This is a genomic window from Mariprofundus sp. EBB-1, from assembly GCF_003665155.1.
GTDB lineage: Bacteria > Pseudomonadota > Zetaproteobacteria > Mariprofundales > Mariprofundaceae > Mariprofundus.
Genome location: NZ_RCFQ01000014.1, coordinates 47,704 through 64,689 on the forward strand (window position 1 = coordinate 47,704; position 16,986 = coordinate 64,689).

General features: G+C 45.4%; 9 protein-coding genes and 1 tRNA gene. All 10 read left to right on the top strand.

All coding sequences use genetic code 11. The annotated features are described in order from the left end of the window. Positions 1-133 precede the first annotated feature (133 nt). A tRNA-Asn gene (locus tag D8Y20_RS07540) sits at positions 134-209 on the top strand. 111 nt (positions 210-320) lie between these two features. Continuing rightward, positions 321-1,133, top strand: a complete 813-nt coding sequence (locus tag D8Y20_RS07545; RefSeq protein WP_147434040.1) for a hypothetical protein — start codon at positions 321-323, stop codon at positions 1,131-1,133. A gap of 296 nt (positions 1,134-1,429) precedes the next feature. Beyond that, complete coding sequence (locus D8Y20_RS07550; protein WP_370050630.1) at positions 1,430-3,901, top strand: cellulose biosynthesis cyclic di-GMP-binding regulatory protein BcsB; 2,472 nt, start codon at positions 1,430-1,432, stop codon at positions 3,899-3,901. 50 nt (positions 3,902-3,951) lie between these two features. Continuing rightward, a complete protein-coding gene (locus D8Y20_RS07555) occupies positions 3,952-5,988 on the top strand; it encodes a glycosyltransferase family 2 protein (protein WP_161957595.1) in 2,037 nt (678 codons plus the stop codon). After that, the gene (locus D8Y20_RS07560) at positions 5,989-7,521 is read left to right on the top strand and encodes a hypothetical protein (RefSeq protein ID WP_236075329.1); all 1,533 of its coding nucleotides are present in this window, start codon (positions 5,989-5,991) and stop codon (positions 7,519-7,521) included. It abuts the gene before it with no gap. Further along, entirely contained in the window at positions 7,514-8,521 is a 1,008-nt protein-coding gene (locus tag D8Y20_RS07565; RefSeq protein WP_121542435.1) for a hypothetical protein, read from the top strand. Before D8Y20_RS07560 ends, D8Y20_RS07565 begins: the two co-directional genes overlap by 8 nt. Positions 8,522-8,523: 2 nt before the next feature. Then, complete coding sequence (locus D8Y20_RS07570; protein WP_236075330.1) at positions 8,524-9,468, top strand: hypothetical protein; 945 nt, start codon at positions 8,524-8,526, stop codon at positions 9,466-9,468. Between the two features lies 1 nt (position 9,469). Continuing rightward, on the top strand, positions 9,470-14,194 hold the full coding sequence (locus tag D8Y20_RS07575) for a CotH kinase family protein (protein WP_121542436.1): 4,725 nt from the start codon (positions 9,470-9,472) through the stop codon (positions 14,192-14,194). Between the two features lie 74 nt (positions 14,195-14,268). Then, positions 14,269-15,531, top strand: coding sequence for an NTP/NDP exchange transporter (locus D8Y20_RS07580; protein WP_121542437.1), 1,263 nt, complete (start codon positions 14,269-14,271; stop codon positions 15,529-15,531). A 94-nt stretch (positions 15,532-15,625) separates the two neighbouring features. Next, positions 15,626-16,986 (top strand): mannose-1-phosphate guanylyltransferase/mannose-6-phosphate isomerase (locus tag D8Y20_RS07585; protein WP_121542438.1); only part of this gene is annotated, 1,361 nt, incomplete at its 3' end.

Below are 16,986 nucleotides of genomic sequence, written 5' to 3' on the forward strand. Positions count from 1 at the left end.
CTATGGGGGGCGCGTGCAACTGTCCTTTCGTTTTGTTTGAAATGGTTCGAGGATTACGAAATTATCGTATCATCCTACACAGTAAATTCGTGTTGACAGTCATACTGCTGCTCATTACGGTTCGCGCACATTTTCCCTGATAGTTCAGTTGGTAGAACGGTGGACTGTTAATCCATATGTCGCAGGTTCGAGTCCTGCTCAGGGAGCCATATGCAAGGGTCGGTTTATACCGGCCCTTTTTTTCTTTTGGTTACCGTGATTTCATGGGATAAAGTTTGGGATAGAGATATTTTTTGGTTGTGATGCGTACAATGATGGGAATGAAAGCTTGTTTATTGGTGGCGGTTCTAATGCTGTGCTCTTGTGGCGCAGGGATGGTGCCGCTAAAGCCTTACCTTGTACAAGATGTGAAGACCATTGAAGTTGCGCAGATTGAGGCCGGTAATTCATTGCTGGTTCGTCGTGTGAATCCACTGTTTCTTGCTATGGGGTCGTCAGGTTTGATGGCCGATGCTGTGGTTGTTGCTAATCATGCTTTCCGATATGAACAGCATGCCGGCCCGGTGCATCAAATGTGCGTAACATTGTTTGAGAAAACATTATTGCAAGCGCTGGCGGCACAGGGCTTTCAAGCCAACTCATCCAATAAAAGGTTTTGGGATTATTTTAAAGGAAGTCAAAAGTCATTGCGGGAATCGACGGATGGCTTACTGCATATTCGCTTGCAGCAGATGGGGTTTTGGTCAAAAGCAGTGGATGATGGCTATTTTCCATCGTTGATGGTGGTGGTTGAGATGATTGATCCGGTAAGTAGAGAAGTGTTGTATAGTGACAGGTTCTCTATGGGTATAGACCTAACTTCAGTGAAAGTCATGGATGTGGCAAATGGCTATAGTAATATATTGCCCTTAGGACAGGAATTCTTGCCGTATGAAAATTTCAATGATTTACTGGAACATGCAGATGAAAGTCGCGATGATTTGTTGCGCGTTGTATCGCGAGCTGCGCGTTATATTAGTCAGAGTTTACGTCGGCCGAAGGTAGTGCCGATGGAGGCTGGGGCTCCAATGTTGATAAAGAGCATGCCTGACATGCCGAGCTCCACCCGTATTGATGCATATACACTCAAATAGTTGGCTCTGTGTGCCTAATGAATGGTGATGTGACTGTGAATATATTGTTCATCTGATTTCCTGAAATGCTACTTGTATTAACTTGTAGCAGGAAACGCTTCCGGGAAAGGTAAAGGCGCTTTATCCACAAGGGAAATATGTAAATATAATGTGGATTTTATTGAGGTTCCGATGCGTTACTTTCTTGATTAAATATTTTTCACTGAGTATGCTCGGGCAAATCTAAGTGCTGTTTTCAGACTGTAATGAAATGAGTCAATGGATTGGGTGGGGAATATATGGTTTTTTATATGTGTGTGAAAAATAATGTAAAGCGGGTTTTGTCGCTAACGGTCCTGTTTTTGTTTGCCGGGATATTGGTTTCTCCTGCAGCGCATGCTGCTGTAGGTGACCGATTAGAGGTTTCCGGAGCCAATGCAAGTTTATATGCCGATCCTGCTGAAACATCCACAGAGCTGGTTCGGGCTGCTATCGGAGACCAGATGGTTGAGATGGATCGCCGGGGTTCCTGGGTGTTTGTATCGCTGAAGCGTACCGGAGCACAGGGCTGGATGAAGACGTCAGTGACACGTGAGGCAGTGCGTAAAAGTGTAAAGTCAAAACATCATGTTAAAAAAGCAGTGAAAAATAAGGCGCTGTCGAAACGGGCTCCCATTGCGGTGGGCTTGAAGACATTGCCGGAGGTTGCAGCGCCTGCATCTAATGCACCCTATCTTGCTAGAACATTGAGTCTGAAAGATATCGGGTTGACTACAGGAATTCTGTTTGAAGGTGCAAATGGTGTGCATGCGCAGACATTTTATTTTCCTGCACCACTGGACTCCATGATTTCACATGGTGCTTTCCGCTTGATGTTCAGAGCATCGCCAAATTTACTGCCCTTGGCGAATGTGCGCGTGTCTATCAATGATGTGCCTCAAAAACAAATTAACTTGCCTGCAGATGGCTCAATGCATGCGCTGGATGTGCGTCTGCCCTCATCGGCCTTTAAAGGTAGCTTGGTGAAGGTGACTGTGACGTCTATCTTGCCTGTTTCAGATAACCGCTGCTTTGATGGGCGTTTGAGTGATATTTTCCTGCATGTATTGCCTGAGAGTGCCTTGTCTATTTCTTACCAGCCTGTCGAGAAGTCTATTCGTGATGCGTGGCGCATGTTACCTCAGGATGTGACTATTAGTCTCTCTGCAGGTCGTTTGAGTAAGGAGCAGTTTGCTTCCACACTGGCATTGATGGCGTTGCTGGTTGATGCTGACAAGACAGTAAGAATCACAAGACTACCTGAAGTTGGCGATATCGTGATTGCTCCCCGGGCATCACTTGATCCTGTTGTCGCTCAGGGCGTGGGTGCAAATAAATCTTTGGATGGTGCGAGTAATCTTGTGCTGGCTAAGTTTGCAAATCGTTCAGCTATAGTGCTGTTGGATCCATATGATATTCAGCCGATGTACCTGCTGGATGATACATGGAAAATGCTGGCGGCTGCGGAACGTTACCGGGTGTTCAGACCTGACAATATTCACTCACATGTTGAAATGCAGGGTGCCGGTGATGACTCAGGATTCTTTGCTTTGCCGCTGGCGAAACTGGGTATGGATATAAGTACCAGAGCGCTAAGCAAAGAAACCAATTGGCACACTGTGATTAATCCATTTGCTTTACCGATGGGTACACAACCGGAGATGCTGAACCTTAATATCGTAGCACCTGTGCGTTGGGACAATGACCCTACCTACGAGCTATATGTGTTCCTTAATGATGTTCTGGTGAAAGCGGCACGTTTGGAAAATCATGGTATGAAGCAACATTTTACGGTCAATCTGCCGGAAGAGTATCAGAGGCAGTTTAATGATATCCGTATCGTAGTTCAGCATGATGTTGTGGAAGGTAATTGTGAAGGCGTGATGCCGCACGATTATGTTCAAATTACTCCGGATAGTACTTTGGTGGTGAAGAGCAGCGAAATTGATGCACCGAAAGCCTTTTCTGATTTAGCCAAGTATTTTTTGCCTGGATTTGACACCTATGTGGAAGACTCTTATTTGGATAAACCTGAGCAGATTCTGCATTTGATGTCACGACTATCGGCTGATTTCCCGCTGATAATTGATCATACACGACTGCACTTTATGGCAGCTGGTGATGTGCTGGCTCCTGAAGGACCATTTGTAGGGGTGGGGCACTTTACGCTCAGTGATGATATTGTCGCACCGGTTCGTTTTGATCGCGGTCGTGTGAAAATTACAGCGCCAAGTGGCGAGTCATATTTCGATGTGGATCAACTGTCCAAAATTACGATTGCGCAAATAGCCCGATCTGCAACGGCATACGGTTTGTGGATCGCACCTTCTGATGCAGAGGATCTGTCGAAAATTGAGCGGCTTGAATTGTCTGAAGATGATGTAGCCTTTATTGATTCACACGGTGTGGCGAAGACCCTGGATTCATCGGAGCCGACATTGGCTGAAGTCTATTACCCTGATGTTGAAGACTGGTTTGATGTGCTGGGTAAGTATAAATTCTGGTTGATGGTGCTGTTGTGGTTCTTAATGACAATGGTAGTGGTTTATCTCTATCGTATGTCAAGAATCAACAAACTGGCGCGTGAAGATGATGATGCTATGTATCAGGCGGATGAAGATCAGATGCAGGGTGGTCATGCTGCACACCTGCATGAAGATCAGATGCAGGGTGGTCATGCTGCACACCTGCATGAAGATCACACGATTCACCCAAGTTCTGATTTGGACCACCTTGATGAGAAACGGTAATTACAAGGATGAGTACCCAGGCAGGATTAGTAAGGCCTAGAATTGGCGAGATGCTGTTGAGTGATCGATTGATCACTCAACAGCAACTTGATCAGGCACTTGATCAGCAGCGCAATCAAGGCGGCCGAATCGGGGATATAATTTTGTCCCATGGCTGGGTGAAGACGGCAGAGTTTTACACTGTGTTGTCAGATCATTTCCGGCGCGGCCTTATCGGTGATCTGTTGTTGGAAAAAGGGCTGATAAGTCAGGATCAGATGGCAGAGCTGCTTGAAATTCAACAGCAGTGGGGCACCCGTTTTGGTGATATTGTTCTGTCAAAAGGGTGGGTGTCATCTTATCAGATAGGGCAGGTGCTTGCGGAGCATTTTGGCAAACCCAATGTAAATTTGTTGGAGGAAGCTCCTGACCGTGATGTGATTGATCGCGATAATTTATCTACCTATTCTGAAAACCTGTTTGTACCCTGGCGACGTGAAAATGGATTGTTGCTAGTTGCTGTTGTGGATGTGAATCCGGCATTGCTTGCGTTGGTGGGTGACACTGTTGGCGAACCCTTTGATTTTATTATTACGTCGAAATTCGATGTAATCTGGTTTTTGCAGAGCATTGGCGATATGTTTTATAGTGAAAGGGCTGTACATGAGTTGGCCAATGTACAACCGGAATATTCTGCCAGTGAAGTGATTACTCCAAAGCAATTGCGTTTTTTGTTTGTCCTGATGAGTTTGAGCATGGTCGTTATCGCATTTTGGCCTCTTGAGGCGTTCATTGTGCTGATTTTCGGAATTTCACTGTTTTTGATGGTGAATTTCGGTCTGCGTATGGTGCTTACCTGGGTGGGGGGTGATCCAGAATTTGATAATGTCGTGACGGATGAAGAAGTGGCTGCATTGGATGAAAGAACGCTTCCTGTCTATTCGATTTTGTTACCCATGTATCATGAGGCAGCTACGCTCCCAGCTATTGCGCAGGCATTGCGTTCGATTGATTACCCTTTGTCCAAGCTCGATATCAAACTTATTCTTGAGCAGGATGATGATGAGACGATCGATAAAGCAAAAGAGCTGAGTCTTGAGGGTATTTTCGAAATTCTGCGTGTGCCGGATTGTTTGCCCAAGACCAAACCCAAGGCATGTAATTATGCGTTGCACTTTTGTCGAGGTGAATTGGCAACGATCTATGATGGAGAGGATGCTCCTGAACCGGATCAGCTGAAAAAAGCTGTGATTGCCTTCCGGAAAGGTGCTGACAACATTGCCGTAATTCAGGCGCGACTTAATTATTTTAATGCCACAGAAAATTGGTTAACACGTATGTTTACCATGGAATATTCGTTATGGTTTGATTTTTATCTGCCGGCATTAGATGCACTGAATATCCCTATTCCTCTCGGTGGTACTTCAAATCACTTTAAGATGGATGTGTTGCGTGAGATGGATGGATGGGATCCTTATAATGTGACCGAGGACTGTGACCTCGGCGTGCGTTTGGTGCAGAAGGGATATCATGTTGGTGTGATGAATTCTACCACCTTTGAAGAAGCCAATAACTCCATTCCCAATTGGATTCGGCAACGTTCGCGCTGGCTAAAGGGATATATGCAGAGTTATCTGGTGCATATGCGTACCCCGATTTCGTTTTATCGTAAACTTGGTCACGTTGGTTTTTGGGGCTTCCAGTTTTTTATCGGGGGTACTATTTTTAGTGCTCTTCTAATGCCTATCATGGCACTGTTTTATGCGGTCTGGTTATTAACCGGTACATCCTATTTCGATCCGTTATTCCCTCCGTTGGTGCTTTATATTACCTTGTTTAATTTGTCGATTGCCAATGGTTTTCTTATTTATCTGTTCATGTTGAGTGGTTTTAAGCGAAAGTATTTCAATTTGATTCCATGGGCTATTACCGTGCCGTTTTATTGGATGTTGCAATCATGGGCGGCTTATAAAGGCTTGTGGCAGTTGATTCACAATCCATTCTATTGGGAAAAAACCCATCATGGCCTTACTACGTTTGGAGTAGATCATGAAACAGGTGGCGCACCGCATTCAGCTCCGGTTGCCAGTAAGAGTGGTGCGCATTAAATGAACAGCGCTAATACATCTCGGGTGCACACGCAGTCATGGAGCTTTGCACATCATCAGGGTACATGGCTTTTAATTTTTCTAACCATGATGTTGGTTGGATTGACTATTTGGGTGTTGTCAAACGGCTTTTTCCTTGAGTCTGCGATGCAGAGTTGGTCGATTGTCATTTCGGCTTTGGGTTCAGAGGATGTACTGCTTGAAAATCTGACCATGTTAACACCGCACCTTCCCTTGTATCTGCTGATTCCATTCTATTTTATCCCAGGTCTTGATACTGGTGCCGCGCCATATCTGGTGTCGATCCTTGCGACATCTTTATTGTTATGGATGTGGGCCAGAGATTTAAAAGATGTGGATATTACCCAGACCAGGCTGGCAATCGTGGCGTTATTGATTGTATTGCACCCTGCGTTTTTGTGGGCTGCAACGTCGGGTGGACATATTTCACTTACCATGATTACGTTTTATCTGTTGTATCGTTCAGCTCAGCACATTATTACCGTTCATGATATCCATTCCTACATTTCGATGGCTGTTGTGTTCGTTGTATTCTTTTTTATTGATGGCACTGCAGTGTATATTTTTGTGGCCTTGATCCCTCTGATTGTATTGATCGCTCCAATTCGCGCTATCATGATATCACCAATGAGCCTGTACCTGATTATCGGTACGCCGTTTGCCTTCGCCGTGGGTACATGGGCATATATGAACTGGATTTTTGAAGGCAGCTTCTCGTTTTTCATTACGAATGCGGATTCTGACTTTTTGGGTGGTATGCTTTCGATTGCCCAATACCCGTGGTTGCAGGATTATGGTGGTGAATTCTTTCAACCGTTCCTTGTGGCTACGGGCTATTTGTTGATTGCATATCCGGTATCCATTTATTTGTTACTGGATACTATCGATGATAACCATCGCTTTCGTGCAACATTTGTATTGATGTTGCATCCGCTCATTGCGATCGGAATTGCGACAAGTCAGCATTATCTTACGCATCCTTTTGAGATTTTAACCCTGGTGAGTGCGGGGCTGATGGCAGAGCTTACATATGTAAAAATGCAGACGCGACGCGAATTTATTCTGTTGGTCATTTTCATGATGGTCAGTATTGTCGGCGGTTGGTGGTTGTTTATTGAAACTGCAAACCCACAAATGACACGTTGGTACAAGGCTATTCAAGGCGAGAATACCTCTGTAGCGATTGTTGAAGATGCCGACTATCAATTGGGAAAATGGTTAAATACTCATCGCATGCCGACCATTATTTATGAGCGAACTGCTTATCGTGCGATAGTAGCTCGAGGTGATGCGGAAGGTCTCTTGTTGTCTTATTCTCACGGATTTAAGTCTGCAATGCGTCAACGTATTCCTGACGTGGAGCAGATAGTGGTCTCTGATCCGGATACCTTGGCGGGTAAGCGTGATCGCGTGAATATCAGGCATCCACATTTATATAGCCATGGCATGAGTGGATATAAGTTGGTGTATGATAAGCTTGGCTGGCGCGTATATCGGAAAATACATGCATAAGCGCTTGTTATTATGGTTCATCGTAACTGCTATCGGTCTTTTGGCGGGATGTGCATCTGTTGGTGAATTAAAAAATCAATCCATGCTGCGTGGTTTTAATGTGATGCAGCATAAGAATGTCGGCTGGAATGAACCGCAGGCACGGCGCTCAATGCAACGAGTGAGTAATGTAGGCAGCAATGCAGTGGTGCTTATTACGTTTCTTGAACAAAATGCCGCATCGTCTCTGCAGGTAAGGCATTCAGATGCTGTAAGCTTTGATCAACTAACGCATGCAATTGAATATGCCCATGACTATAACCTTGAAGTCATTCTTAAGCCGCAAATATTGGTGGGTAATGCATGGGCCAGTGCGATTTCTCATCACAGTCAAAGAGATTGGAACCAGTGGTTTGAGAGTTATTCAGCGCATATTGTTGAGTATGCCAAGTTTGCATCAAGGCATCAGGTTCAAACATTTGTGATAGGCACGGAGCTTTCCAAGGCTTCACGACATGTGGATTGGCCAAGATTGATTCATCAGGTGCGCACAGTGTTCCATGGTAAAATCACTTATGCTGCGCATAACGTGGAAGGTGTTCAGGCCTTTCCATATTGGAATCAGTTGGATGCCGTATCGCTAACGCTCTACCCTTCACTTGGCCGTTCCGGACAATATGACGAAATGCAGTCGCTTGTTCACGATGCCGTGAAAAAACTACAGCTTTCTGTGCAGGGAATTCATCTGCCGCTTTGGGTGCTGGAGGTTGGCATGCCCTCAGCTGCTGGTGCATCTGCCAAGCCCTGGGAATGGCATAGTTTGAAACATGCTCGTGTGGACTTGAGATTGCAGCGTGATGCAATAGATATCTGGTTGAGGGCTCTGGATCAGCCTTGGATCAATGGTGTCTTTATTTGGGCGTGGTACAGTGATGCGTCCATTGGTGGCAGGATGGATGCTGATTACACACCTCAGAATAAACCTGCCGAACAAGTTATTCGGCGTTATTGGAAATTTTGATCATGCGGATTAAAGGAGTGGATTTGATTCGATTATGGCAACAGATAATTAAATGTATCATATTAATTGCAGGTCTATCTCTGGCACCTTCAGCATATGCTGGCGTGGGTATGCTTGCGGGCGGTGAATCGCTATATAATTCAGATCTCAGTTTTGCTGGTGGCAATGCCATTTGGGATGCAAGTCGCAATAAGATTCTTTCTGTCTGTAAACGTAGAAATGCGAATTTAGTTCAGGGTTATGAGTATGGGTATTCCTATTTTTATACAGTCTATGCCAATGTGACCTTTGCTTACCGTAAATGTGGGCAAATTTATCGCTCTATGCGCATCAATCGGGTTACAGGCAAGATCAGACCTGCAACGACAAAGTTCGGTGGGCAGGCGTCCGGTATAGGAGATATTCAAATCGGTGTGCGGGCACGATTGAATCATGCCAATACAGCTGCATGGGAAGGGGCATTGATCATTCCCGGTGGTTATGATGGTAATAGTCCAGCGACTCTGGGGCGTGGTGCTTTGGGGTTATCCTTAGGACTGAAATTTGCATCTGATGCGGGTTTAAGTAAGCGAAGTTCATGGGCGTGGAAAATGGGTACGAAGCTGACCTATTTCTTTGCCAGTAAGGGAAATTCAATCACCTCCTTTGGTCAGTTGAGTTATGCCTTTACAGAAACAAACTTTGAGCAGACAGGTAATTTTATGTCACTGCGCATCAATAATAGTTTTGCTATGGCGAATAATGGCTTGCAGAAAACACTTTTTTATAATCAGATCCCATCAAGTTTAACCAATAGTGATTCGACCTCATTATCGCTGGGGTATAGCCATGCCTTTGTAAATTCTGGATGGTCAACAAATGTTCGAGTAGGAAAAGCATTCTTCGGCCGCAGTTCACCTGTTGATTACACTGCAGGCTGGGGCTTTAGCTACCGTTGGATGGACTAAAATGAAAGCAAAGAAATCTCTAAAACTGTGTCTGTTGCCACTGCTAACTATAGCAGTGGCCGTTGGCGTGGTGCATGCAAAAGAGGGAGATGTTTATAGCTTGCAGGCTGATTCGAGTTTGCGCAAGGGCCCTGATAGCTTTTATGTACCAACCGGTAGTGCTGCAAAAGGAGCCCGGGCGATTGAGTTGAACAGTGCTGGTGCATGGAAAAAAGTGCGAATATTTTCCAGTGGTGATGTGGGTTGGATCAATAGTGCTTCTCTTTCTGGTGAGTCTGTGAATGTTGGCTCGTCGAAGGTTGTGAATGATAATGTAGGGACTGAAAAATCAACGCTTCCAGCCGTGGTCGTGAATAATGATCTGAAACTGTCGCCGAAGCCTGCAGCAGATCTGTCGCCACAATTTGAAAGCGGAACACCTGCTGTGTCGGGACCTACTGATGTCGCTTTGGTAGATCAAAAGCAAGTGCCTCCATCAAAGCCAGTTGTGCAAGAGATGACTCCTTCAAAGGATCATGTGGATGGTGGGCGTATAACGCCATTGTTTGAGGATGGTGCTGTATCTCAGGAGATAGCTCCGGAACGTGTGGCAGACCAGCCTGTTGCAAGTGCTGAACAGATGTCTCCGGCAATAGAATCGGCTCAAAAAGAGTTGCCTGTATCCGTTCAAGCAGAGCTTGCTAAAAGCGAACCTATGCTTGACCCTGATAACACTGGTTTGCAACAGTTCCCTGTTCAGTTGGTGAGTAGTAGTCCAAATGAAGTAGATGCTCCTGTTGCGGAAAATGTAATAAAAATGGCTGCAAAAGAGGAGTCTGCTGCGGCGAACACTCAGACTTCCGGCGATATGGCTAGGGTGCCGGCAGCAGAGCAATCGTTGAGTGCTCCTGAAAATCTAGTGTCGGACACTGCAAGGCTTGAAGTAGAACCCATCCAAAAAAGTATTCCTGCATCAGATGCAATGGGTAATGTTGGAGTGAAACCTGAAGCTGCGCTAAACAATGAGACTAAAAGTGCATCATCAGGACCATTAAATCTCGCAGTAGAACCTACGCAGAAAAATATTCCTTCATCAGATGTGATGGATAGTGCTGAAGTGAAGCCTGTATCTGCGCCTGATAAGAATACTAAAATTGTAGCATCAGAACCATTAAAGCTTGCAGTAGAACCAACACAGAAAAATATTCCAGCATCAGATACGATGGATAGTGTTGAAGCGAAGCCCGTAGCTGCGCGTAATAATGATGTTGTAACGATTGCCAACACAGAGACCAATGAACCTGTAGGAGCATCACAAATGGTGATGCAAACAACAGTGATCAGGGTTGGTCCCAGTGCCTTGTCAGAAGTGTTGGGATGGGCTGGATCAGGTGCCCGGGTTCAGACCATTCAGCAGGATGGCAAATGGATGAAGGTACGATTGCAGGATAGCGGTCGTATTGGTTGGGTTGAGGCCGCATCTTTGGATGGTAGCAATGTGGTTGCTACTTCTGTAGTGATGACGAATAAGCCAACTAGTGAGCCAGTCATCGAAGCGGTTAACGAGCCAGTTAATAAGCCAATCAACGAACCAGCACCAGTTAATGAACCGGAACAATTAGTGCAGAAGGCGCCCGTTGAGCCGCTTACTGCTACTGATTTGAATAGTTCCAGCACGGCTAAAGCCGTTGATACTGCTGCCGTTACTCCTGACAAGATGGTGGAGAATCAAGGCGAAGTACAGGCTATGCCGCAGCAGACAAGCCCTAATGTAGAAACCACCCGGACAGAAGTGGTGCCTGCCAAGAGTGAAAAAGCGACCTATACATTCAATCGTACAGCAGCCCTTAGAGATGGGCCTGCTACAACATTTGATTCGGTTTCATGGGCTGGTGCGGGGGCGCAGGCAACAGAACTTGAACGCAAAGGTGATTGGGTACGTCTTCAATTGCAGGTGAGTAAAAGGATTGGTTGGGTTTATGATCAATCACTGAATCTCGTTGCGGCGGGCGCAGGAGTGGCAAGTAGTGCTGCAGCAGCGAGTGCGCCATCAGCCAGCTTAACTGTACTGCCGGTGCAAATGACGCAAACCAGTGATCAGAAGCCTTCTATTGCAACTCCAGTGCGTGAGAATATTAAAGCAGATCCGGTTATTGCAAACGTTGAGCCGAAAGCTGTTCAGGCTACTGATATTAAAAAAACATCCAGCGCAATCCATAAGCTCTATAGTTTTAATGAAAAAGCTAATTTACGAGCAGGGCCGGCTGTAACGTATGATGTGGTTTCTTGGGCGGGTGTTGGCGCATATGCGTTAGAGCAGGATCGCAACGGTGACTGGTTGCGAGTGCAGTTGCAGGCGAATAAACGTATAGGCTGGGTAAACATGCGATTGTTGACTCCGGTAAAAGCCGGTGCAACAGCGCAAGCGGCTATCACTGCGAATGCTGATGCGGCACCAGCTGTGGTGATGAATGCTGATAAGGCTGTTAAGTTGCCAGAGAAATCCATTGATGATTCTGATCATAAACTACATTTCTTTAAGCAGACGAGTACTTTGAGAGCAGGCCCCGGCAAAGAATTTGAAAAGGTTGCATGGGGTGGCAGGAATGAGTCAGCCGTGCAAATCGGCCACAGTGGTGATTGGAAACAAGTACGCATGACTATTAGTGGAAAAACAGGCTGGGTATTTAACGAGTACCTGGTGCGCGCAATGCATCCTGGCCATATCATGGGTGTGACCCGCTCAATGCTATCACCTGCTGTAAAAAGTATGGGGAAAAATGGCCAAATGTATCTGGTCGTACGTACGGTACCATTGCGTGCCGCGGCGGGGGATTTGGCTGACTTAATAGGCTCTGTTCAAAAAGGTGATCTGGTCGCGTGGCTGGAAGAACGCAATGGCTGGGTGAGAGTGAATCCACAAATCGATGGTGGTAAAATCGGTTGGATTGAAGCGAATCTATTGAGAAAGCAAGAGCAGTTTAACGTTGAACGTACGCAGGCATTAATCGGCAAAGACAATATGCTGTCGTATAAAGATAGAATATCAAAAGGTGAAGTGTTTAATTTTTCATATGCGGCTCTGGAGGAAGCTTTATACAAGATTCCTGTTGAGGACATTCACATCCGTATTAGCAAGGATAATCTGGAAGCTATCTTCCTGAAACGACAGTACGATCTTTCTCCCTTTGAGATGCGCTTAACCACGGGAAGACATCGTTTGTCAGGCACAATCAAGGTGCTGGGTAGTTCGACGCGTATCTTTAAGAAAAAATCCTTACTCATTAAATTGGATAAAGAGAGTGCGCGCTGGTATGGCCATCGCCGCATGGCGTTGCGTTCTATGGCATCTGATAAAGCCTTGATGCGGGAATGGATGACCTGGAAAATGATGGCGGCTCTTGGCATGAAAGTGCCGGAAGTACACTTTACGCGCGTAACCTTTAATAAGGGTGAGAAAACCGGTCTATATCTATCCATTGAGTGGATGGGAAAAGAGTTTCTTGAAGGCAATAATCTGGATACACGCGGAGAGTTTTATCAACCCAACGATGGAGCCCACTGTGGTGACCTGTATTCACCCGAAAGTGTAGAGTTATGTTTTGATAAGATTACGCCATTTGGGGATTTCAGTAATCTTAAATCAATGGCAAAATCTGTGAATGCGGCTACCAATGAAAATATAGATACCGTGTTGGCAAAATATTTTGAAGATGAATCCATCATTAACTGGATTGCTGTGAATGCACTGGTGACCAATGGTGACACATATAATAAAAACTACTGGCTTTATTATCATCCCACAAAAGAGAAATGGACCGTGGTGCCGTGGGATTATAATCTGACATTCGGGCGCACATATGATCAATATGCAACGCGGAAATTCAGAATTTTTAATGATAACTTCCAATATTATTATCCACCTGATGTAGGAGCTGGTAACCCGATCAAAGATAAAGTGTTGCGTAACCCTGCACTTAGAAAACGTTTGGAAGAGAAAATCAAACATTTGACGGGTATGGAGCCAAATGGTTCAGAACAGACGTTTGGCTGGTTCTCTCCTACTGTGATGCAGGCACGTATTGGAAATCTCGCCTCGGTGGTAGGTAAAGAGGTGTATAAGGATTCATTCCTCTCTTATGGTGAAGCTGATTTCACGAAAACATATGAGTCATTGATACATTATGTTACTGCACACGACCATTTTCTGAAGACGAAGCTGTTTGGAGATTTCCCATGGGCTCCTGAACCACCAAACCAGCCATATGCTTTCATGCATTTGCCTGAAACATTGCTTGGTGAGGGAAACATCGAGGCCGGCTCTGAATCACTACATATGGTGGATCGTAGCTGGGGATATTTTGTGGCGCATCTGAATTTGAATGAACCATTGAAGAGAAAAGCAGCGTTTGAAGTAAAAATTGAAGGTGGCGTAACGCCTAAATATCTTCCGAATGTTGTGCAATCTGCTAGCCGATGCATTGAACGTTCATGGTTGCTGAAAACGAAAACGGATAAGGTTTCTGTTACGGGTGACCTTATGATTGAATATACGCAGGAAAATTCACGGCGTTCTGAAGTGCCTCCAAGGGTTCATGAAGAACTGCTGGAACTGTGGATGCTTGATGGAAAGCGTTGGAAACCCATTCAAACTGAAGTCAATGAATACTCGAATACGTTGACTGCTAAAAATGTGCATGTGGAATCAGGCCATCATTATCGATTTGTTGCGTGTAGCCCGTTCTAACAGTGGGTGTTTGATTTTATAGGTGATCAGAATAGAGCGTTTAAAGGAAATCAAAAAGTGGAACTACTAAGATAATGAACATCAAACAGCTCACACAAGGAATATGGGACGACATGAAGAGTGAAGAGGGTAAGGCGACGTTTCGTTTTGCTGTTCGCCTTTTCCTGATCCTGCTTGCCTACTATCTCATGAAGCCCGTTCGGGAAGAGTTGATTCTTGATGGCGGCAGCGCTGCTATTCGAAGTTATGCGCTGGCGGGGCAGGCTGCTCTGTTATTGCTGTTGGTCCCTTTTTATAGTCACATTATTAAACACCTGCATGGCGATAAGTTGTTTCTTATTGTGACCCTGTTTTTGGCTGGCAATATTGGCGTGTTTTATTTGCTTGGTTCTGCGGGCATGGATATAGGCGTGGCATTCTTTGTCTGGTTGGGTATTTTTTCGGTGGTACAGATCTCCCAGTTCTGGACCATGGTCAGCGATTATCACTGTGTAGATAAGGGTAAGAGGCTAACTTCATATATCGCAATCGGTGGTTCACTTGGTGCCATGATTGGTGCGATGATCGCTAAATCGCTCTATATTGAGTTAGGTGCCTATAATTTGATGTTACTGGCTGTGTTCATGCTTATCGTGGCCGTATTTATTCCAGGTGCTAAAGAAGGCTTGCGTAAAGACCATCATGATGAAGATGCGGATGGTGAGTCCATCAAACATCTGCTGGGTGGATTGAAACGGGTGATGGATGTGCCTTACCTGCGCTGGATTGCTGCATCAGTGGTGTTACTCAATCTGATTAATTCAACCGGCGAATTTGTGCTGGCCAGTTTTGTGACTGCGGAGATGAGCGGGCATGAAATCGGAGCTTTTTACTCAAGTTTTTATCTCTACGTGAATATTGCCACGCTGGTATTGCAGGCCTTTGTAGTGCGGCCATTGTATCAGGTGATTGGTGTGGGCGGAGCTTTGATCAGTTTGGCAGCCATTAACTTGATGATGTATATGTCGGTGCTTGCATTCCCTGTGCTGGCTTGGTTTGCCATTGTCAAAATGGCCGATAACAGTATTGATTATTCTGTCGCGAATACCACCAAGCAGATCCTGTTTTTGCCACTGGATCGTTTTACGCGCTATGAAGGTATGTTGGCGATCAATACGTTTTTCACCCGCTTTGGTGATTTGATTCAGGGCGGTGTGATTTTTGTTGTGATTTCTATGTTGGCCATGTCACCAATGACATTGGTATGGACGAATATCGTATTATGTCTATTGTGGTTGTATGTAACTGTGAACGTTAGCCGACGGTTTAAGAAACAAACAGTATCCACGAATATGTGATTTGCGTAACATTGTTTTTATACGTTCAGGTGATGTTGGGCAGGTGTTTGGTTTAGTGTATTAATAAAACTATCGAAAGGTAAGAGGGTGGATCATGAGTGATAGATTAAAAGCAGTGGTATTGGCAGGCGGTTCCGGAAGTCGTCTGTGGCCGTTGTCGCGTCAGCAGTTACCAAAGCAGTTTCTCAATTTAAATGGCCATGAAAGTATGTTGGGCGCCACGATTAACCGCTTAAGTCCATTGATCGAAAGAGATAATGTATGGGTTGTTACGGGTGAGAAACACGCGACTGGCGAAGCTTTTTCTGAACTTGATGGGCTGAATACGATGTTGGAACCCTGTGGACGCAATACAGCGCCTGCTGTCGCGCTCAGTGCAGCACTGATGCAAGATTTATACGATGATGATCCAATTATGGTGGTTTTGCCTGCCGATCACATTATATCCAAGAAAGATGCGTTCCAGGCTTGTCTGCAACAAGCAGTAGAAGCCGCTAAAGCAGGGCGACTGGTAACATTCGGCATTTTCCCTAATCAGCCGGAAACCGGTTTCGGTTATGTCCAGACTGAAGAAAGTGTAGATGGGATTCACCGCGTACTTCGTTTTGTTGAAAAGCCGAATAAAGAAAAAGCTCAAAAAATGCTGGATGATGGTAACTATTACTGGAATTCCGGTATGTTTGTCTGGAGAGCATCAGTTATTCTGGCTGAAGTCGAAAAATATTTACCGGATGTGTGGGCTGTCTTGCAAGATATGCGCAAGCGTTGGAATAGTGGGGAAGTCTGGCAGGAGGTAGTCAGAACTAGGTTTGATCAGATGCCGGATATCTCTATTGATTATGGTGTGATGGAGCGATCCGAGATTGTATCTCTGGTCTCTGCTGATATTGGCTGGTCTGATGTGGGCAGTTGGGATGCAGTGCATGAGATTGCGACTAATGATACTGATGGCAATGAAATCAGCGGTAATGTGTTGGCCATTGATTGTAAAAATTCACTATTTAGAAGTGAGTCGCGCTTGATTGCCGCTGTTGGGCTGGACGACATGATCGTGGTGGAAACACCTGATGCGATTCTATTGGCTAAAGCCGGCGAATCTCAGCGCGTGCGTGAGCTGGTAGATTCCCTGAAACTGGGTGGTGAAAAATATCACATTGAGCATGTGACCGTACGTCGTCCTTGGGGTAGTTATACCGTATTGGGTGAGTCCGGAGATGGCTATCAACTCAAGCGCATTACTGTCTTGCCAGGTGCCAAACTTAGTTTGCAGGCGCATCAGCATCGCTCAGAGCATTGGGTGGTTGTGGCTGGCACTGCGACGGTGACATGTGGCGATCTGGTCAAAGTGGTTGCCAGAAATGGTAGTGCATATATTCCTATCGGTGAAGTTCACCGCTTGGAAAATCGGGGTAAAGTGCCTGTGCAGCTCATTGAAGTGCAAGTTGGTGATTATCT